15 protein-coding genes, 1 tRNA gene and 3 riboswitches are annotated in these 19,253 nt (G+C 66.9%); of the genes, 13 read left to right on the top strand and 3 right to left on the bottom strand.

Annotated features, from left to right (window positions below; all coding sequences use genetic code 11):
- Nucleotides 1-429: 429 nt before the first annotated feature.
- Complete coding sequence (gene serC, locus AC5RV3_RS12180; RefSeq protein WP_494122351.1) at nucleotides 430-1,563, bottom strand: phosphoserine transaminase; 1,134 nt, start codon at nucleotides 1,561-1,563, stop codon at nucleotides 430-432.
- 248 nt (nucleotides 1,564-1,811) lie between these two features.
- Here serC and AC5RV3_RS12185 point away from each other — a divergent pair, with 248 nt between their 5' ends.
- The 13 genes from AC5RV3_RS12185 (at nucleotide 1,812) to AC5RV3_RS12245 (ending at nucleotide 17,715) form a co-directional block, all read left to right on the top strand.
- The gene (locus AC5RV3_RS12185) at nucleotides 1,812-2,507 is read left to right on the top strand and encodes an iron-dependent transcriptional repressor DtxR (protein ID WP_494112911.1); all 696 of its coding nucleotides are present in this window, start codon (nucleotides 1,812-1,814) and stop codon (nucleotides 2,505-2,507) included.
- Between the two features lie 98 nt (nucleotides 2,508-2,605).
- Nucleotides 2,606-2,817: riboswitch (cyclic di-AMP (ydaO/yuaA leader) on the top strand.
- 5 nt (nucleotides 2,818-2,822) lie between these two features.
- Nucleotides 2,823-3,590 carry a M23 family metallopeptidase gene (locus tag AC5RV3_RS12190; protein ID WP_494112912.1) on the top strand — a complete coding sequence of 256 codons (768 nt, stop codon included), beginning with the start codon at nucleotides 2,823-2,825 and terminating at the stop codon, nucleotides 3,588-3,590.
- Nucleotides 3,591-3,707: 117 nt separating this feature from the next.
- Nucleotides 3,708-3,882: riboswitch (cyclic di-AMP (ydaO/yuaA leader) on the top strand.
- Nucleotides 3,883-3,985: 103 nt separating this feature from the next.
- Entirely contained in the window at nucleotides 3,986-4,609 is a 624-nt protein-coding gene (locus AC5RV3_RS12195; protein WP_494122352.1) for an NlpC/P60 family protein, read from the top strand.
- A gap of 353 nt (nucleotides 4,610-4,962) precedes the next feature.
- A riboswitch (cyclic di-AMP (ydaO/yuaA leader) is annotated at nucleotides 4,963-5,131 on the top strand.
- A gap of 4 nt (nucleotides 5,132-5,135) precedes the next feature.
- On the top strand, nucleotides 5,136-5,930 hold the full coding sequence (locus AC5RV3_RS12200; RefSeq protein ID WP_494122353.1) for an NlpC/P60 family protein: 795 nt from the start codon (nucleotides 5,136-5,138) through the stop codon (nucleotides 5,928-5,930).
- 300 nt (nucleotides 5,931-6,230) lie between these two features.
- On the top strand, nucleotides 6,231-6,731 hold the full coding sequence (locus tag AC5RV3_RS12205) for an HNH endonuclease (protein WP_494122354.1): 501 nt from the start codon (nucleotides 6,231-6,233) through the stop codon (nucleotides 6,729-6,731).
- A complete protein-coding gene (gene mobA / locus AC5RV3_RS12210) occupies nucleotides 6,728-7,588 on the top strand; it encodes a molybdenum cofactor guanylyltransferase (RefSeq protein ID WP_494122355.1) in 861 nt (286 codons plus the stop codon). Before AC5RV3_RS12205 ends, mobA begins: the two co-directional genes overlap by 4 nt.
- 49 nt (nucleotides 7,589-7,637) lie before the next feature.
- Nucleotides 7,638-7,916 (top strand): DUF6457 domain-containing protein, encoded by a 279-nt coding sequence (locus AC5RV3_RS12215; protein ID WP_493987628.1) that lies wholly within the window; start codon nucleotides 7,638-7,640, stop codon nucleotides 7,914-7,916.
- Nucleotides 7,913-9,082, top strand: a complete 1,170-nt coding sequence (locus tag AC5RV3_RS12220) for a molybdopterin molybdotransferase MoeA (RefSeq protein ID WP_494122356.1) — start codon at nucleotides 7,913-7,915, stop codon at nucleotides 9,080-9,082. The genes AC5RV3_RS12215 and AC5RV3_RS12220 overlap by 4 nt, the downstream gene beginning before the upstream one ends.
- 96 nt (nucleotides 9,083-9,178) lie before the next feature.
- The gene (fdhD, locus tag AC5RV3_RS12225) at nucleotides 9,179-10,063 is read left to right on the top strand and encodes a formate dehydrogenase accessory sulfurtransferase FdhD (RefSeq protein ID WP_494122357.1); all 885 of its coding nucleotides are present in this window, start codon (nucleotides 9,179-9,181) and stop codon (nucleotides 10,061-10,063) included.
- A 51-nt stretch (nucleotides 10,064-10,114) separates the two neighbouring features.
- Entirely contained in the window at nucleotides 10,115-12,424 is a 2,310-nt protein-coding gene (locus tag AC5RV3_RS12230; protein WP_494122358.1) for an FdhF/YdeP family oxidoreductase, read from the top strand.
- Between the two features lie 108 nt (nucleotides 12,425-12,532).
- Nucleotides 12,533-14,413 (top strand): ABC transporter ATP-binding protein, encoded by a 1,881-nt coding sequence (locus tag AC5RV3_RS12235; RefSeq protein WP_494122359.1) that lies wholly within the window; start codon nucleotides 12,533-12,535, stop codon nucleotides 14,411-14,413.
- A gap of 114 nt (nucleotides 14,414-14,527) precedes the next feature.
- Entirely contained in the window at nucleotides 14,528-15,757 is a 1,230-nt protein-coding gene (locus tag AC5RV3_RS12240) for an ROK family transcriptional regulator (protein ID WP_494122360.1), read from the top strand.
- Between the two features lie 719 nt (nucleotides 15,758-16,476).
- Nucleotides 16,477-17,715 carry a hypothetical protein gene (locus AC5RV3_RS12245; RefSeq protein WP_494122361.1) on the top strand — a complete coding sequence of 413 codons (1,239 nt, stop codon included), beginning with the start codon at nucleotides 16,477-16,479 and terminating at the stop codon, nucleotides 17,713-17,715.
- 727 nt (nucleotides 17,716-18,442) lie between these two features.
- Here AC5RV3_RS12245 and AC5RV3_RS12250 read toward each other — a convergent pair.
- Both AC5RV3_RS12250 and AC5RV3_RS12255 read right to left on the bottom strand, forming a co-directional pair.
- Nucleotides 18,443-18,515 (bottom strand) — tRNA-Arg (locus tag AC5RV3_RS12250).
- Nucleotides 18,516-18,532: 17 nt separating this feature from the next.
- On the bottom strand, nucleotides 18,533-19,186 hold the full coding sequence (locus AC5RV3_RS12255) for a hypothetical protein (protein ID WP_494122362.1): 654 nt from the start codon (nucleotides 19,184-19,186) through the stop codon (nucleotides 18,533-18,535).
- Nucleotides 19,187-19,253 lie beyond the last annotated feature (67 nt).

The following is a 19,253-nucleotide window of genomic DNA, read 5'->3' on the forward strand; positions in this document are numbered from 1 at the left end:
GGTCCATCACCAGTCCCTGTCCCGGAACCGGGAACCGAAGCTCGCCGCCCTCGCCGCCCATATCCTCACGCTACCGGCTGCCTCGGACAGTTTGAGGTGGAGCTTCACGCTCGCTGGACGGGCGGTGTAACGCTGGTGACGCACCGCTGCTGAGGGATCGCTGGAGACGCAACGCTGCTGACGCAACGTCGCAAGGCAACGCTCTGACGTAACTCTGCCAAGGTAGCGCTGGCAACGTAAGGTGCCAATGAAACGCTGCTGAGGCATCGCTGGTGACGCAAGATACCAAAGTAAAGATCCCAATGAAGCGCTGCTGACGCATCGCTGCTGCGTAACGCTGCCAAGGCTGCGCAACTGCTGCCAACCAAAAAGGTCCGGCTGCCGCGAACGGAAGCCGGACCTTAGCGAATCGACGCGTCGTCGGTGGAGTCAGCCCTGCAGGCGGTCCACCACGTAGTCGATGCAGGCCAGCAGTGCGCTGACGTCCTCCGGCTCCACGGCGACAAAGGTGGCGATGCGCAGCTGGTTGCGGCCGAGCTTGCGGTACGGCTCCACATCCACGACTCCGTTAGCGCGCAGCACCTTGGCGACCGCTGCGGCGTCAACCGAATCGTCGAAGTCCACCGTGGCAATGACGTTGGAGCGGTGCTCCGGGTTAGCCACGTACGGGGTCGCCACCGCGGAAGCCTCCGCCCACTGGTACACCCGTCCTGCCGAATCGGCGGTGCGGCCGGAAGCGAAGTCCAAGCCTCCGTTGCCGTTCAGCCACTCGATCTGCGCATTGAGCGTGACCAGGGTGGCCAGCGCGGGCGTGTTGTAGGTCTGGTTCTTCAGCGAGTTGTCGATGGCCGTTTCAAGATTGAGGAAGTCGGGAATCCAGCGGTCGGTGGCACCGATCCGAGCCGCCCGTTCCAGCGCTGCGGGGGAGAAGACGCCCAGCCACAGGCCGCCGTCGGAGGCGAAGTTCTTCTGGGGCGCGAAATAGTAGACGTCGCTCTGGGTGACATCCACGTCCAGCCCGCCCGCTGCGGAGGTGGCGTCGATGAGGACCAACGCGCCGTCGTCGGCACCATCCACACGCTGCACCGGAGCGGCCACACCGGTGGAAGTTTCGTTCTGCGCCCAGGCATAAACATCCACGCCGGCCTCTGACCGCGGCTCCGGCCGGGAGCCGGGTTCCGAGGTGATGATGCTCGACTCGGCCAGGAAAGGGGCCTTGTTGGTGGCCGCGGCGAACTTGGAACTGAACTCGCCGAAGGACAGGTGCTGGGCCTTCTGCTCCACCAGTCCGAAGGATGCAACGTCCCAGAATGCCGTCGAGCCGCCAACGCCCAGGATGACCTCGTAACCCTCCGGCGCCTTGAAGAACGCCTTGAGCCCCTCGCGGACGCTGCCCACGAGGTTCTTCACCGGTGCCTGGCGGTGCGACGTGCCCAGCAGGTTCCGGCCGGCGGCGACCAGGGCGTCGACCTGTTCCGGACGGACCTTGGACGGTCCGGCGCCAAAGCGCCCGTCCTTCGGGAGCAGATCGGCGGGAATGCTGATGGACTGGGTATCGCTCATGAATACCTTTCCTGGCGTGGGGGCAATGATCTCGATGGCGGTTCGCCGTTGAACGCCCGTTTCATTCTGCCCCAACGCCGAGGGCCGCCGTTAGTTGAACCCGGCATTGTTGCGTTGGCCGCATGGCGCGTCAGCCCGCGGCGTAGCTGCCGGTCCGGCACGGAAAACAGGCTAGGCTGGGGAGGGGAAAACACCCTCATGCATGCTGCTGGAGCAGCCTTTTCACCGCGCCGAGGAGCAAGAAGCCATTGACTGATCTCATCGACACTACCGAGATGTACCTGCGCACTATCCTCGAGCTCGAAGAAGAGAACATCGTTGCGCTGCGCGCCCGGATCGCCGAGCGGCTCCGCCACTCGGGCCCGACGGTTTCGCAAACGATCGGGCGGATGGAGCGGGACGGTCTCGTGGTCGTCACCGGCGACAGGCATCTGGAGCTGACCGAACTGGGCCGGCGCAAAGCGACCGAAGTGATGCGCAAGCACCGGCTGGCCGAGCGGTTACTCTCCGACGTCATCGGACTGGACTGGGCCTACGTTCATGACGAGGCCTGCCGCTGGGAACACGTGATGAGCGAACGGGTCGAGCAGCGGCTCTACGAACTGCTGGGCAGGCCGACGGTTTCGCCGTATGGCAATCCCATCCCCGGCTTGGAAGCGCTCGGGGGCCAGCCGGCCGAAGAGTTCACCTCCGGCGTGCTCAATCTCGCGCAGGCCATGGGCAGCTACACGGCCGATAAACAGGTCAGCATCGTCAGGCTGGCGGAGCCCATCCAGGTGGAGCCGGAACTGTTGCTCCAGCTGGAAGAGGGCGGCTTGAAGCCCGGTGCAAGCCTTCAGCTGGAGACTGCCGGCGAGTACATTTCCGTGCGCGTGCCGGGGATCGAAGGGGCCTTGGAACTGCCTCCGGAAGTTGCCGCGCACATCTTTGTATCAATGCGATGAAACGTTGACCCTTGAAAACACGCACCGCGGATAACGGATTTATTACTTTCGGGGTGTTTTACGTATAGTTGACCCGGGTATCGAGACATCGATCCCACACCCTCCGCAAGCCGAACCCTGTCGGCGGAGGCGTGTATCCGTGAGACAGGGGCGGAGGACCCACCAAGCGGCAGTTTGTTCGCTGCCTTGGGGTGAAGCCGCAGCGGCAGAGCGTAGGTGAATCGTTCCACAGACGCTCTGTGCGGTGCGGCCGAGTTTTCTCTTGACTCGAATCCGACAGCTAACTTCGCAGGCGCTTTGGAGAGGTAAAGAATTTTGGCAGGACACAAAGCCTCGGGACGGCGCCGTTCATCCGCCCCGGTCGAACACTCACGCCCACGTGCCGCGACCCCCGGCCGCCGCCGCGCCCAGCCGGCGCCGTCGCCGGTAGCAGCAGCCGCACGCGACGTCGGGCATAAAACCGCGATCGTCGCAGCCGCGTCCGGGATGGCCCTGACCGTGATGCTCCCGACGACGGCCGGCGCCACCGCCGACGCCCCGCAGGAGGCTCCGGCCGCCAGCAGCATCTCCGCCGCCACCGAAGCGCGCCTGACGTTCGAGCGTGCCGGGCTGACCAGCAAGTTCGACCCGGACACGAAGCTGAAGCAGGTCATGGTCGCTTCCGGCAGCAACGCGCAGGTTGTCAGCAGCGAAGGCTCCCTCTCGCAGCCGATGGACGAGTTGACCATGACGTCGCCGTTCGGCTACCGCGTCAGTCCCATCACCGGCTATGCCGGGGAGTTGCACACCGGCCAGGACTATGGAGCAGCCTGCGGGACTCCGGTCCACGCGGCAGCCGGCGGAACCGTCGTCGAGGCAGGTTTCCAGGTCGGCGGCGGCGGCAACCGGATCGTGGTGGACCACGGCAACGGCCTGAAGACCACCTACAACCACCTGAGCACCATCGACACGTCGGTCGGCGCCACCGTGCAGCGCGGGGAGATGGTGGGCCAAAGCGGCACGACTGGAGCTTCAACCGGCTGCCACCTTCACTTCGAAGTTATGGTCAACGACAAGCTGGTGGACCCCACCGGGTGGCTGTGACCAACACGCCGTAACCGGAACGTGACACAGTCCCCAAACTGTTATAAGGTTTCACCCGTGCCAGTCGCCAACAGCCTGGCACCTTCGGGCGGAATGCCGAACTCTGCCGTCGCCCGAAGTTCGTTCGCACCGATTCGCATGGCAGAGGCGGGGGAACCACTTCCCGGACATCGCACGGTGTCCTTGGGGTAAAGCCGATCAGGCCCGGGCCACCAGCCCGCAAGCCGGCCCGGCCGGATGAACTCCCATCCGAACCCGACAGCTCACTTCGCAGGCATTTGGGAGAGGTACAGACCGTGTCCAAGAGCATTACTGCGGGCCGCCATCGTGCGACCCCCGTCCGCACGAGCCCGCTTGAGACGATTTCCAAGGCTGTGTCCGCGAATGCGGGAACCATGGGACGTCAGGGTGCCGTGATCGCCGCCGCTACCGGCCTGGTTTTGACCGGTACCATCCCGGCCCAGGCTGTCACCGCTGACCGAGGGGTCGACGCCCCGGCCCGCGTGCAGGTGGAAGCCGTGCAGGCTTCCGCAGCCGTGAAGCTGACCTTCGAACGTGCCGGGATCACCTCCACCCCCGCGCCGGAGGCAGTTGTCCAGGCCGTCTCCAACGAAATCGAGCCCACGACCGGCAACGACGCCGGATCGAACGAACCCAAGGCCGTCAAAAAGGCCGGCGAGGCTGCCGCCAGCGGCGCCGCCGGCGCTATCGTCGCGGCCGCCTACGGCCAGATCGGTGTCGGCCAGGACTGCACCGCCTTGGTCGAAAACGCCCTGCGCGCGGCAGGCTTCGCGGTGGGCGACCTTGCCCCCGCACAGTTCTTTGCCTACGGCACCCAGGTGTCCACGCCGCAGCCGGGCGACATCATTTACTACGCCAACGGCGGTGCCGGTGTGGCGCACGTGGCCATCTACGTCGGCAACGGCCAGGCCATCCACGGCGGCTGGGCCGGCTACAACACCGTCCTGGGCAACGCCTACATCGGCTCCGGCCCGGTCTTCATCCGTCCGGCAGGCTGATACTTTCCTTCCACGGTCTTCTCGCGGCGCGTCCTTCGGGGCGCGCTGCGGCCGTTAATCGGCGCCACGCGGAAGACTGAGCGGAGCGCTCGCGAGACCCCAGCGCGCTTCGCACAAGTGCCGTCCCCGAACCGCCCGGAGCCGCGAGAGCCCAAGTGGCACCCTTCGTACCAGCACCATCCCCGAACCGCCCGGGAAAGCAGGGTGCCGGGACCTCCCGTAATCAAAACATCACCGCGCCGTGATCAGAATGTGACAATGCGTGATTGATCGTATACGCTCTAACGCGTGCCAGTTGCCAAACGGCTGGGACCTCCGGGTGGATTGCCGAGCTCTGCCACCGTCCGGAGTCCGTTCGCAAAAAACTTCGCGGGCAGAGGCGGGGGAACCAATTCCGGGTTTCGTACAGGAACCCTTGGGGTTAAGTCGCTAGCGCTCTCAGGCTTTGCCGGAGAGGGCTGCGGCCGGATGCACTCCCATCCGAATCCGACAGCTCACCTCGCAGGCATTGGGAGAGGCCTTTAACGTGTTCAATGACACCGCTACGGGGCGCCACCGCGCCGTTTCCGTCCGCACCAACCCGCTGGAGACGATTTCCAAAGCCGTCTCGTCCAATGCCGGATCCATGGGTCGCTCGGCAGCCGTCATCGCTGCCGCGTCCGGACTGGCCCTGACCGCCGCGGTTCCCGCGCAGTCAACCTCCATCGAACGCACCGCATCCACCGTGTCCGTTCCCAGCCGCGTGCAGGTGGACACCGTCCAGGCTTCGAGTGCCGTCGAGCTGACCTTCTCGCGTCCCGCCATCAAGTCCACTCCGGCCCCGGAGCCTGAGCCTGTTGTCGAAGCCGTGGCCGAGGAAGTGGCCCCGGTCGTCGAGGAGGCCGCAGGCGCAGCCCAGGGCGCCGTCCAGGCCGCCGCTCCCGCGGTCGAGGTCAAGGCCGCAGCCGCCGCCCCCGCGGCCAAGGCAGAGCCGGCCAAGGCCGAAGCTTCCGCCAGCGGAGTAGCCTCCACCCTGGTGTCCTCCGCCTACGGCCAGATCGGCATCTCGCAGGACTGCACCGCCATGGTGGAGAAGGCCCTGCGCGCCGCCGGTTTCTCGGTGGGCGACCTCGCCCCCGCGCAGTTCTTTAGCTACGGCACCCAGGTTTCCACCCCGCAGCCGGGCGATCTGCTGTACTACTCCGACGGCGGCGCCGGCGTTGCGCACATCGCCATCTACGTGGGCAACGGCCAGGCCATTCACGGCGGCTGGACCGGCTACACCACCGCACTGGCCAGTGCAGACGTCGGATCCGGCTACGTAGCCATCCGCGTCACCTAGGCAACAGCCTTCCCGGTCCCCAGGACCGACCCCCGGCCCCGGCACACGCCCAGAGCGTGCACCGGGGCCGGCGGCGTTGTTGCCGCGGGTAGGCGCCGCGGCCGGCCGCCTTGGCACCGCAAGACCGGGAGTTCTGGCGCCGCTGACCGCCGGCGGCATCATCCCGACGGCCCACAGGTGGCGAAAAAGTTAGCGCAGAACGCACCCGCCGTCATACTCTTTGACTGTCAGTGCAGAAAATCCAGTCCCGGACCGGGATCTGAAGCACCGGTCGGGTTGGCCAGACCTAGAGGAATGTGCATGCGCACACTCGTTCTGAATGCTGGTTACGAACCCCTGGCGGTTGTCACCTTCCGCCGGGCGCTGCTTCTTGTGCTCACCGGCAAAGCCAGCGTGATTGCCGAAGACGGAGACCCCGTCGTCGGCCCCAACGACATCCTGGGCCGTCCCTCCGTCATCCTGCTCAACCGCTACATTAAGATGCCGTACAACAAGAACACCGCGGTGACGCGCCGCGGTGTCCTGCGCCGCGACAACCACCTCTGCGCCTATTGCGGCAAGACGGCCACCACCGTGGACCACGTCAAGCCCCGGTCGCGCGGGGGAGAAGACAGTTGGGAGAACCTGGTGGCCTGCTGCCTGCGCTGCAACAACGCCAAGGGCGACCGCACGCTGGCCCAAATGGGCTGGAGCCTGCGCTTAACACCCCAACCGCCCAGCGGCGCCCGCTGGCGGATCCGCGACCTGGACCGTCCGGCCCCGGCCTGGAGCCAGTTCCTCGACACCCATACCGCCGCGTGACGGCTCCGGTTTTCGACGCCGTCGTGCTGGCCGGCGGCCGCTCCTCGCGCTTGGGCGGCAGCCCCAAGGCGCTGTTGCAGCTCGATGGAGCTACCTTGTTGCGCCGCACGCTGGAGGCTGTCCGCGGGGCCCAGCGGATCTCCGTCGTCGGCCCCGATGACCTGTCGGAGGAGATGGAAGCTTTTCGCCGCACGCTCGCCCCGCAGCCGCTCCGGCTGACGCTCACCCGGGAAGACCCGCCGTTCTCCGGCCCGGCAGCGGGCATTGCGGCGGGAATCCAGGGGCTGATACAGGACGACGACGGCGGTGCCTTCCTGGGAACGCGCGAGGACGACGGCGTTGGCTCCGGGCGCGCGCTGGACGACGGCGGTGCCTCCGGGCTGGTGCGGGAGGACGACGGCGGTGCCTCCCTGCGCGCGCTGGACGACGGCGGTGCCTCCGGGCTGGTGCGGGAGGACTACAGCGGTGCCTCCCGGCGGGTGCGGGAGGCAGACGGCGGTGCCTCCGGGCGGGCGCCGTACACGCTGCTCTTTGCCTGCGACATGCCGATGCTGGCCGGGCTGCCGGAACTGCTGCTGCGCCACGCCGTCTTTCGGCCGGAGGCCAGGCTTTGGATCCCGGTAGACGCCCACGGCAAGCAGCAGCCGTTGGCCTGCTGCGCGGACAGCGCAGCGTTGGAGGCAGCGGTGCGGAACGCCGGGGGAGCCGCCGGGCTGGCCGGCCAGCCGGTCAGGCGGCTGCTCGGCGGCCTGCCGGCCGCCGAGATCAGGCTCGAGGGTCTATCAGGGGACCACACCTCCGACGTCGACACCTGGGACGACGCGGGCCGCTTTGGCATTGCCCGGCCCGCGCCGTAGCCTGAAACAAACGTTGTATTTGCCCGCACCGGGCGGATCGGAGGCCATTGTGTCCGGAGCGGCCGAAAAGCTCTCCCCCTATGTCAGCGAACTGCTCCAGGCGCTGGAAATCGAAGACACGCCCGTTGACATCGACGCCGTGCTGGGGCTGGCCGGCGTCGCGGCGCACAGCGTGGTCCGCCCGGCTGCGCCCCTGACCACCTTCGTGGTGGGCTACGCCGCCGGCCTTGCCGCAGCCACCGGACAGGCAACACCCGAGGTGGCCATGCGCGCGGCCTCCCGCGTGGCCGACGAAGTGGCGCGCCGGCACGGCGCAGTGCAGGAGTGAGCGGCTCCGGCCTTCGCTGGGACGATGCCCGGAGCGCCGCCTATACAGCCGGCCGGCAAGCGTGGCGGCCGCACGCCGCAGACGTAGAGCTGGCCGCCTGCGCCGGACGCACGCTGGCCCGCGACGTGGCGGCTTTGGTGCCGGTCCCGCACTACGCGTCCTCCGCCATGGACGGCTGGGCCATTGCCGGCACCGGGCCCTGGCAGTTGGTCCCGAGCGGCAGCGCCTTGCGGCCCGGGCTGGCCGCCCCGGTCGTCACCGGAGGGCTGATCCCCGACGGCACGGACAGTGTGCTGCGCAGCGAATGCGGGACCGCGGCGACGGACCGGCTGGAGCTGTGCGCGGGCACGGACGGACGGGAACTGGCGCCCGGGCGGCACATCCGTCCGGCCGGCGAGGAGACCGCCGCCGGCGCCGTCGTGGTCACCGCCGGCACCGTGCTGACCCCTGCGCACCTGGCCGTCGCGGCGGTGTGCGGCCACGATAGGCTCCCCGTCGCGCCCTTGCCGCAGGTAGCCCTGCTGCTCACGGGCGACGAAGTCGTCACCTCCGGCATTCCCGCACCGGGCCGGGTCCGTGACACGTTCGGCCCCACGCTGCCGGCCATCATCGCCCGGCTCGGTGGCCGGGTCACGGACAGCCGGCGGCTGCCCGACGACTTCGCGGTCACCGAGGAAGCCATCGCCGGGTGCGGCGGCGACGTCGTGGTCACCACCGGCGGAACCGGCCACTCCTCCGCCGACCACCTGCGCCGGGTGCTGGGCGCGGACGGCGCGACGATCCTCGTCCCGTCCATCCGGATGCGCCCGGGGCATCCGGCACTGCTGGCCCGGCTGGCCGACGGGCGGCTGCTAGTGGGCCTGCCGGGCAATCCGCTGGCCGCCATGATGGCGCTGCTGACCCTGGCGGCTCCGCTGCTGGCGGGCATGACCGGCCGGCCGCTGGCCCCGCTGCGCACCGTGCCCGCCGGAACTGCGATGCCACCGCTGCACGACCAGGACCGGCTGGTGCCCTACGGCCTGTCACCGGATGGGGGTGCCGTCCCCGCGGACCGCATCGGTTCGGCCATGATGCGGGGACTGGCAGCCGCGGACGGGGTGATGGTGGTGCCGGCCGCCGGCGCGGAGCCCGGCGAGCAGCTGCCGGCCCTCGACCTGCCCTGGTAATCGACTCGTCCTCACGCCCCGCACCGCCGGTCCTGATGCCGCGCCCGCCCGCGTGAGGTGCCTTACGCTTGTTACAAGGCAGTAGAGGAGAACTTCATGGGCCGCTTGACGCAGCGCCGCAAGGTGCTCAAACTCAGTCTCGACGCGCCGGCGCGCCGCCGCGAGGACGTGATGGCGGTGGAAGAGCCGCTGGAAATCCGGCTGGCCGGCCGCGCGTTCTCCATCACCATGCGCACCCCGGGCGACGACTTCGACCTGGTGGCCGGCTTCCTGGTCTCCGAGGGCATCATCTGGTCGCCCGAACACCTCGTCTCGATGCGCTTCTGCGCCGGCGAGGACGAGGACGGCCGGCAGACTTTCAACGTGGTGGAGGCCCAGCTGGCGCCCGGGGTGGCGCTGCCGGATCCGCGGCTGGACCGGCAGGTGGTCACCAGCAGCGCGTGCGGCATCTGCGGCACCGCCTCGATTGACGCCGTGACCAAGCGCTCCCGTTTCCCGCTGCAGAATGACGACGGCGGAGCCTCCCCGGGCGCGGACGGCGCCGGCCCGGGCGGCGAAGTGCCGCTGGACATCCTGCTGCAGTTGCCGGACCGGCTGCGCGAACAGCAGCAGGTGTTCGAGCGCACCGGCGGCGTCCACGCAGCCGGCCTGTTCAGCGTGGAGGGCGACCTGCTCTGCCTGCGGGAAGACGTGGGCCGCCACAACGCGGTGGACAAGGTGGTGGGGTGGGCGCTGCGCGAGGGCCGGCTGCCGCTGCGGAACACGGTGCTGCAGGTCTCCGGGCGGGCGTCGTTCGAACTCGTCCAGAAGGCCTATCTCGCGGGTATCCCCGTCCTGTCGGCCGTGAGCGCGCCGTCCTCGCTCGCCGTCGAACTGGCGGAAAAGGTGGGGCTGACGCTGGCCGGTTTCAGCCGCGGACGCAGCATTAACGTGTATGCGCACCCCGGGCGGGTTGGCGCCGCCGTCGGACATTTCGTGTAAGACTCGCCGAGCGTGTCGGAGAACCGGTGTGAGCCGGGATACATTAGGGGCATGACTCGTCCCGGACCCGTGAATGACATTGATGAAAGCACCCTGAAGGTCAAGGAACCGAAGAAGGCCGCCGCCGGTCTTTCGGCTGTGAAGGTTGCGCTGGAGCGCGGCATTGAGCAGGCCGGCGTCGTCCGCACCGCCCGGTCGCTGCTCAGGATCAACCATCGTGGCGGCTTCGACTGCCCGGGCTGCGCGTGGCCCGAATCCATCACCGGGCCGCGAAAGCCGGCCGAGTTCTGCGAAAACGGCGCAAAGGCCGTGGCGGAGGAGAACACCAAGCGCACCGTCACCCCCGAGTTCTGGGCGCGCCACTCCATCGAAGAGCTCTCCACGAAGACCGAGTACTGGCTGGGCCAGCAGGGCCGCATCACCGAACCGGTCATCATCCGCGAGGGCGAGACGCACTACTCGCCGATCTCTTGGGCGGACGCGTTCAGCCTGATCGGCGAACGCATCAACGCCACGACCCCGGACCGCTGCGTGTTCTACACCTCGGGCCGCACCGCTAACGAGACCGCGTTCATGTACCAGCTCTTCGCGCGCTCGCTGGGCACCAACAACCTGCCGGACTGCTCCAACATGTGCCACGAGTCCTCCGGCAGCGCACTGAACCCGACCATCGGCATCGGCAAGGGCACCGTGTCGCTGGAGGACATCCACCACTCGGAGCTGATCTTCGTGGTGGGACAGAACCCCGGGACCAACCACCCGCGCATGCTCTCGGCGCTCAAGGAGTGCAAGGACAACGGCGGCACCATCGTGGCCGTGAATCCGCTGCCCGAAACCGGACTCATGGCGTTCAAGGACCCGCAGTCGGTGGACGGGCTGCTGCGCGGCGGAACCGCGCTGGCCGACGAGTTCCTGCAGATCAAGGTCGGCGGCGACCTCGCCCTATTCCAGGCGCTGGGACACCTGCTGCTGGAAGAAGAAGACCGTGCCCCGGGCACCGTCGTCGACAAGGCGTTCATCCAGGCGAATACCGAAGGATTCGAGGAATACGTCGAAGCCCGCCGGCACATCGACTGGGCCGAAACCGAGAAGGCGACCGGGTTGTCCCGGCTGGACATCGCCAAGGTGGCAGGGCTGCTGGCCAAGTCCAAGGCGACCATCATCTGCTGGGCGCTGGGCCTGACCCAGCAGCCGCATTCGGTGGACACCCTGCGCGAGATCATCAACCTGCTGCTGCTCCAGGGCAACTTCGGCAAGCCCGGCGCGGGCGCCTGCCCGGTCCGCGGCCACTCCAACGTCCAGGGCGACCGCACCATGGGCATCTGGGAAAAGCCGAAGGAATGGCTGCTGGCCGCGCTGGACAAGGAATTCGGCATCACCTCGCCCCGGGAGCACGGCGTCGATTCCACCGAGGCGCTCGACGCCTTCGCCGACGGCAAGGTGGATGTCTTCGTCTCCATGGGCGGCAACTTCGCCCTGGCGAACTCGGAAACCGAGGCGCTGGAAGAAGGCATGAAGAAGGCCGGCCTGACGGTGCACGTGTCGACCAAGCCGAACCGCTCGCACGTGGTGCACGGCAAGACCTCGCTGATCCTGCCGACGCTGGGCCGCACCGACCGGGACGACAAGCACCCCAAGGGCGCGCAGTTCCTCTCCGTGGAAGACTCCATGTCCGTCGTCCGGTCCACGCAGGGCCGGCTGGAACCGGTCAGCGAGCACCTGCTGGCCGAACCGGTGATCATCGCCCGGATGGCCCAGGCCACCTTCGGGGACGACCACCCGGTGGACTGGCGGGCGATGGCCGAGGACTACGACGTGATCCGCGACCACATTTCGCGGGTGCTGCCCGGATTCGAGGACTTCAACACGCGGATCCGGAACAAGAGCGGCTTCGTGCTGCCCAACCCGCCGCGCGACACCCGGTCCTTCGCCACCGACATCGGCAAGGCAAGGTTCACGGTCAGCCCGCTGGAGTACCTCGAGGCGCCCGAGGGGCACCTGATCCTGCAGACCATGCGCAGCCACGACCAGTACAACACCACGTTCTACGGCTTGGATGACCGCTACCGGGGTATCTCCAACGGGCGGCGGGTCATCCTGGTGCATCCGGACGACCTGGCCGAACTGGGGTTCGCCGACCGCGACGTGGTGGACGTGATCAGTACGTTCAAGGGCAACGAACGTCGGGCGGACGAGTTCCGCCTGGTGTCCTACCCGACGGCGCGCGGCTGTGCGGCCGCCTACTTCCCGGAGGCCAACGCGCTGGTCCACCGGGACCTCGTGGCCCGGGAGTCCAACACCCCCGGGTTCAAGGCGATGACGGTCCGCTTCGTCCCGCACGAGGAGAAGCAGCTCAGCTGACGCCAGCCATCCAGGACAGCTTCCGGCCGCATGGCCGCCGGCAGGAACACCAGGGCGCTCGGAATGGTTCTAGGGTTGCAGTAGCACCATCAGCCGTTAGGAGCCATCATGTCCATGGAAGGGGCAGCCTGGAGTTCGCTGTACCGGCTTTCGCACTCGAAGGACCAGAAGTCCTTCTCGCGGGAGACTGTCCGCCGGACCTTTGCGTTCGCCGCGCCCTACAAGGGCAAGATCGTTGTCTTTGTGCTGCTCTCCGTGGTGACCGCCACGTTGGCCGTTGCCACGCCGGTGCTCGCCGGCCAGGTGGTGGACGCGATCGTGGCCAGGACCGGCGTCGAGGTAGTCGCCTGGCTGGCCGTTGTCATCGCCCTGGTGGCCATCGCCGACGCCGGACTCAGCATGGTGACCCGGTGGATCTCCTCCGGGCTGGGCGAGGACATCATCCTGGACCTGCGCACCGCGGTGTTCGACCACGTCCAGAAGATGCCGATCGCGTTCTTCATGCGCACCCGCACGGGCGCGCTGGTCAGCCGGCTGAACAACGACGTGATCGGTGCGCAGCGGGCCTTCGCGGGAACGCTCTCCGGTGTGGTGAGCAACCTCGTGGCGCTGATCCTGACGCTGATCGTCATGCTGAACACCTCCTGGCAGGTCACCCTGCTGGCGCTGTTGTTGCTGCCGGTGTTCCTGCTGCCGGCCCGCCGGATGGGCAGCAGGCTCGCGGAACTGCGCCGCGAGACCGCCAACCACAACGCCGCCATGAGCACGCAGATGACCGAACGGTTCTCCGCGCCCGGAGCCACGCTGGTCAAGCTGTTCGGCCGGCCCGCCGACGAATCCCGCGAGTTCAAGCTCCGGGCCCAGCGGGTGCGCGACATCGGCATCAGGACCGCGGTCATGCAGTGGGTGTTCGTCACGGCGCTCACCCTGGTTTCCGCGCTGGCCCTGGCCCTGGTCTACGGGCTCGGCGGCTTCTACGCGATCATCGGCCAACTGGATCCGGGCGACGTGGTGACGCTGGCGCTCCTGCTCACCCGCCTGTATGCGCCGCTGACGGCCCTGGCGAACGCCCGGGTGGAGATCTCCAGTGCGCTGGTCAGCTTCGAGCGCGTCTTCGAAGTGCTGGACCTGAAGCCCCTGATTACGGAGAAGGACGACGCCGGTGCCGTGCCGCCGGGCCCGGTCTCCGTCGAGTTCAAGGACGTGCGGTTCGCCTACCCGTCCGCCGAGAAGGTGTCGCTGGCCTCGCTGGAGGAGGTAGCGACCCTCGACGCCCGCGGCGGCGAGGAGGTGCTGCACGGAATCAGCTTCCGGGTGGAACCGGGCCAGACGGTGGCGCTGGTGGGGTCCTCGGGCGCCGGAAAGTCCACCATGGCCCAGTTGCTGGCCCGGCTGTACGACGTGGACTCCGGTTCCGTTGAGCTTTCGGGCACCGATGTCCGCGACCTGAGCTTCGAGGCGCTGCGCGGAACAATCGGCATGGTGACCCAGGACGGGCACCTGTTCCACGAAACCATCCGGTCCAACCTGCTGCTGGCCCGGCCGGAGGCGAGCGATGACGAGATCTGGGACGTGCTCCGCCGTGCCCGGCTGGAGGACCTGATTCGGTCCCTGCCGGATGGCCTGGACACCATGGTGGGGGAGCGCGGCTACCGGCTCTCCGGCGGCGAACGGCAGCGGATGACCATCGCCCGCTTGCTGCTGGGCCATCCCCGGGTGGTCATCCTGGACGAGGCGACAGCCGCGCTGGACTCCACCAACGAAGCGGCCGTGCAGGCGGCGCTCACCGAGGCACTCGAGGGGCGCACCGCCGTCGTTATTGCCCACCGGCTATCCACCGTGCGCTCCGCTGACCGAATCCTGGTGATTGAGGGCGGCCGGATTGTGGAGCAGGGCACGCACGCCCAGCTGCTGGCCCTGGAGGGCCGCTACGCCGAGCTGTACCGGACCCAGTTCCTCAGCGATACCCGGGTGGCAGGTTTGGCCTGAGTGCGGCGGTCCGGATTGCACGAGGAAGGCGGCCGCGCCGCCAGTGTGGTGCGCCCGCTCAATGGCTAGAGTTGCTCTGGGTCCCACACGTCGAATGAGTGGAAAGCGGGTGCGATGCAGCGCGGAACCAACCTTGGCCGCCTCGGCGGCTATAACCAGGCCGTGATCCTTAACGCCATCCGCCGTGCCCGCGAGGGAATCGCCCGGGTGGAACTGGTGGAGAGCACCGGACTGTCCCCGCAAACGATCTCCAATGTGGTGCGCCGGCTGGTGGACGAAGGCCTGGTGCGCGAAGACCGCAAGACCGTCAGCGGGCCCGGCAAGCCGCGCACCGTGCTGCAGTTGGAGGTTTCCAGCCGGCTGGCCATCGGCATCCACCTCGACCCGGTGGTCATGACCCTGGTCATGCTGAACCTCGACGGCGAGGTGGTGGCACGTGCCCGGCATGACGTTCCCACGGCCGGCCAACCGGACGGCATAGCCGCTGCGATGGCCGCCGCAACGGAGGCGCTCATCACCGCCTCCGGCATCAAACGCAACCGCATTCTGGGCATCGGGCTGGCCGCACCCGGGCCGATCGACGCGGCCGAAGGGATGGTGGTGGATCCGCCGATGATGCGCGAGTGGACGTCGGTGCCCTTGCGCGAACCCCTGCGTGACCTGACGGGCCTGCCGGTTTTGATGGACAAGGACACGACAACCGCGGCGGTGGCGGAACTGTGGGCCAGCGGACGGCGGGAGCCCGAGAACTTCGTGTTCGTTTACCTGGGCACGGGCCTGGGCGCCGGCGTGGTGCTCGAAGGCCAGGTGCTGCGCGGCGCCTCCAGCAACATCGGCGAGATCGGCCATTTCCCGGTGGAGGCGGAGGTCCCGCCGTGTGACTGCGGAAAACGCACCTGCGTGGGCATGGCGCTGAACTTCGGCACGCTGTTCCAACAGGCCGTGGAGGCCGGGCTGTTCCCGGCCGAGGCCGAGCTGGGGGACCGGCACCAGGCCACGGAACGGATCGTCACGATCTGCCGCATGGCCGGCGAGGGCGAGCCGGCGGCCGCGGCCATCATCGCCCGGGCGGCCCGGTTGCTGGGCGGAACCGTCGCGCAGGTGGTCAATATCCTGGACGTGGACCGCGTCATCTTTGGCGGCCCGCTGTGGGACGGCTTGGACGAACTGGCGCTGCCGATCCTGCGCGAGGAGATCAACAAGCGGTTCGTCTCGCGGGCGATCCACGGGGTCGACGTGGTGTCCTCCTCGCTGGGATTCGAGGTGGGGGCCGTCGGCGGGGCCTGCCTGGTGCTGGACGACGCCCTCTCACCCAAGGCCAGCGGGCTGCTCCTGGGCAACTAGCCGGGACGCAGGCACCCGGCTTCACCCCGCGACGCCAGCGTAGTAGGCGCGCACTCGCGCCATAACCGGTCCCAAGAGTTGCTTTATTAAATCCAATCGATTTAGATATATGTGACGGCAGTGCCTGGGGTGCGCACACTCTGGGGAATGAACGGTCCCTTGAGTGGCTTGCGTGCTTCAGGGGAACGGCGCGGCCGTCGGCCAACAAAGCGGCGGGAAGATGCTGCTGGCTCCGGCGAACGGGAAGAACCGGAACCAGCGGTCCCGGCTGACAGGAATTCCTGGCCGCTTCGGTGGAAGGCACTACAGCCGGCTACCGTCTGTGCTTCCGTGGGGGGTTGCACAGGCGGCGGTCGGCTGCCCTTTCAACGCCGCTGTCGGTCGCCCGGCATGCGGACTTCAAGGCCGCCCGGCATTTCGCCGACGGGCCCGGCAGGAATGCAATCGAACGACTTGAGCATTACGGGCACTCGGCCTCAGCGAATACGGTGCGGCGCCACCGAGATAAAAGGTGAATGACGCCGGGCCTCTTTAGTCGCTTTTGACGTTACTCCGCGGTCGACACAGTAAAGTGTTTCGCTACTACCGACACCCTTTGGCGCGTCCGGAGTGACGCGCTGCATATTCAGGGATAGAGAATGTATCCTTTCATCTGAAGCCCGCGTGCGCGGTGCGATCAGTTGGGGGAACAATTGAAAAGCTGGAACTTGGTTCGACGAGTGTTGTCCGCGGTGATAGGAGCGGCCTTAGTGGCGGGTGGTGCTGCCGTGGGTGCCGCCCCAGCACAGGCTAACGACGCCGTAGTTGAGGGGCGCGTCGTGGATACCTCGGGCAAGCCGATTGCGAACATCCTCGCGGAGTTGAACTGCCCCCTTTATTCGCATTACCGCCATATCTTCACAGACGCAGCCGGCCGATACACGTTTGTGGTGAGAAGTCAGGATGGATGCAGGCTGTCATTCGAGGACTACTACGGCCACATAACCCACGACGAAGGCACCCTCGCCCGTGTTGTCCACCGCGAGCCGGGTACCTACGGCTTTAAGTGGTATCTGAACGGTGGCAGCTGGGAGGCAGCTACTACGATTGCCCCCAAGGCCTATGAAGTGACCCGTCTAGAGGACGTGGTTCTCAGTAAGGAAGTTGAGACAAGCTTCGTCGAGACGCCTTCCCCCGTTCTCTACGGCTCGGCCGCCGTGGGCAGTAGCCTGCGCGTCCTGATCAAGCCGTGGTCACCCACTGCGAGGTTTGACTACACGTGGTACCGGGACGGTGAACCCATCGTTGAGATGATGTCCAGTGCGACGAGTTACACTCTGACGCCGGCCGACGCCGGGCGCAAGATCAGTGTCAGCGTCAGCGGATATGCCCGTGGTTACGTCTACACCACGCGTATGTCTGACTCAGTTTCCCCGCCCTGGCTAAATTTCACGACCGTTCCGACACCGACAATTGCGGGCACTGCCAAGGTGGGCGCTACCCTGACTGCTGCGACAGGGAATTGGTCTCCGGAGTACCCGAGGTTCAGTTACCAGTGGTACCGATCTGGCGCAGCTATAAAGGGCGGGACTGGGAAAACATACAAGCTCACTGCCGCAGACGCCGGTAAGACCATAAAAGTTCGGGTAACGGGCTCTGCGACCGGATACACGAATGCTTCCAACTACTCGGCTCCCACTAAAGCTGTTTCCAAGGGCACTTTGGTTGCGAGGACGCCCGTGGTGAGCGGCACCAAGAAGGTCGGCTACACCTTGAAAGCGAACCCCGGAAGCTGGACGTCCGGAACGACTTTCAAATATCAGTGGTACAAGTCAGGCAAGGCCATAGAAGGCGCTACAGCCAAAACCTACAAACTCACCAAGAGTGATCGTTCACGAAGCATCAGGGTACGAGTAATCGGCTCGAAGGTTGGATACCTACCTCTGTCTAGATACTCGTTGGCCTACCGCATTCGGTAGCCGGAAATCCCGGCTCACCGTCCCCCCATCACGGAAAGACGCACCGTCCACAATTTCTCGTGGGGTCTTCCCGTTTCTCACTTTGTTCACGTCTGTAGAACGCATGGACGGCTTGGCGCGTGGTTGCCGCAACTGGCGCGAGTGTCTCCGCCATGAGATAGCTAATGTGATCTGGCGCCCACTCCATCTCTGCGACCAATTCAGTCAATTTCGCCTGTTTACGAAGCAACACCGCGACTTGGTTCGGTCTTTTACTGAAGTGAACGGGAAAGGTGTCGTGTCCACTCCGAAGGACCATCAGCGCACCGGTCAGTGCCGATACCCCTTTTTCTCGTGGAGGCCTTACCGGATCTAGATGAAGGCAAGGCTCCATCCGATCTGTTGTTCCCCGCGCCTCGGGGCGGGTACCTCCGTGTGCGGAACATGCGGCGAAAATGGTTCGACCTCGCAGCTAAGGCCTTGGGGGTTCCGGGCCTGACTCCCCATGAATTGCGGCACACGACCGCATCGCTGGCTGTAAGTAAGTGGCGCGTCGGTCCTGGCCTTGCAACGGATGCTCGGCCACGACAAGCAGTCCACGACTCTGGATTTTTACTCGGACCTGTTCGACAGCGATCTGGATGACGTGGCGGATCGGCTCACCGGGGACAGAAACAAAATTCTTGCGTACTATTTGCGGACTAAGCCCGGTTCCTGAGAACTGCCGTCTGACTAGGCGTTTTACTTGTGCCCCCGGGCAGATTCGAACTGCCGACACCCGCTTTAGGAGAGCGGTGCTCTATCCCCTGAGCTACGGGGGCAACGCCAAAAGCTTAGCTTAAGTGGCGCTGCCGGCTGGCGCGGCGGCCGAGCCGCCGGCCGGTTTGGGTTTACGCGTGAAGACCGCGACGACGGCGGCGACCAGGCTCAGCCCGAACAGGATGGACTTGGCGACAGTGAGGAAGCTCGCCAGCGACGCGTCGCCCACCGGGTCCGTGGCCAGCACGGCGTCGATGGCGTTGTTTTCGCCCAGGTCCGCTGCCACATAAAGCACGACGACGGCCCAAGCGAGCCAGCGCCAGCTGCGGCGACGGATTTGCTGCCCCAGCAGGATCAGCCAGGTGAAGCCGAACAGCAACGGGAAGATGGTGTCTGCGGTCTTGTGCCAGTAGTTGTATTGCCCGGCGCCGTCTTCGCCGAACGCGGTGCGCACCTGCTGGACGTACTCGGTGGAATATCCGCCGATGAGCGTGTCCGGCATGGCCAGACCTCCGGTCAGCTGGGAGAACTGCGGCATCACCAGCAGGAACGAGTAGCCGAACAGCAAGGCCGAGACCGCGGCTCCGGCGATCACGATCAGGTTCGCGTTGCCGGCAGCGCGCTGGGGAGACCGGGAGCTGCCGGGAACGGCAGGCTTCATCGCGGCGCCGCCCGGGGCCGGGGCCGCCGTCGCACCGTGTTTCTTCGCGCGCTGTGCTGGGGTTTTGGACATGCAACCATTATGCCGCTGGCGGTCTTGCGTCGGCCGTTGGCGGAAGTCGCCGCCGGCGTCCCGCAGT

This window comes from Arthrobacter sp. Y3221114, from assembly GCF_059092625.1.

What these genes read in the sequence shown, in the direction of transcription:
- serC (WP_494122351.1), bottom strand. Translation starts at nt 1,563, where the DNA reads ATGAGCGATACCCAGTCCATCAGCATTCCCGCCGATCTGCTCCCGAAG.
- AC5RV3_RS12195 (WP_494122352.1), top strand. Translation starts at nt 3,986, where the DNA reads ATGGGACGTCAGGGTGCCGTGATCGCCGCCGCTACCGGCCTGGTTTTG.
- AC5RV3_RS12205 (WP_494122354.1), top strand. Translation starts at nt 6,231, where the DNA reads ATGCGCACACTCGTTCTGAATGCTGGTTACGAACCCCTGGCGGTTGTC.
- fdhD (WP_494122357.1), top strand. Translation starts at nt 9,179, where the DNA reads ATGGGCCGCTTGACGCAGCGCCGCAAGGTGCTCAAACTCAGTCTCGAC.
- AC5RV3_RS12230 (WP_494122358.1), top strand. Translation starts at nt 10,115, where the DNA reads ATGACTCGTCCCGGACCCGTGAATGACATTGATGAAAGCACCCTGAAG.
- AC5RV3_RS12235 (WP_494122359.1), top strand. Translation starts at nt 12,533, where the DNA reads ATGTCCATGGAAGGGGCAGCCTGGAGTTCGCTGTACCGGCTTTCGCAC.
- AC5RV3_RS12240 (WP_494122360.1), top strand. Translation starts at nt 14,528, where the DNA reads ATGCAGCGCGGAACCAACCTTGGCCGCCTCGGCGGCTATAACCAGGCC.
- AC5RV3_RS12255 (WP_494122362.1), bottom strand. Translation starts at nt 19,186, where the DNA reads ATGTCCAAAACCCCAGCACAGCGCGCGAAGAAACACGGTGCGACGGCG.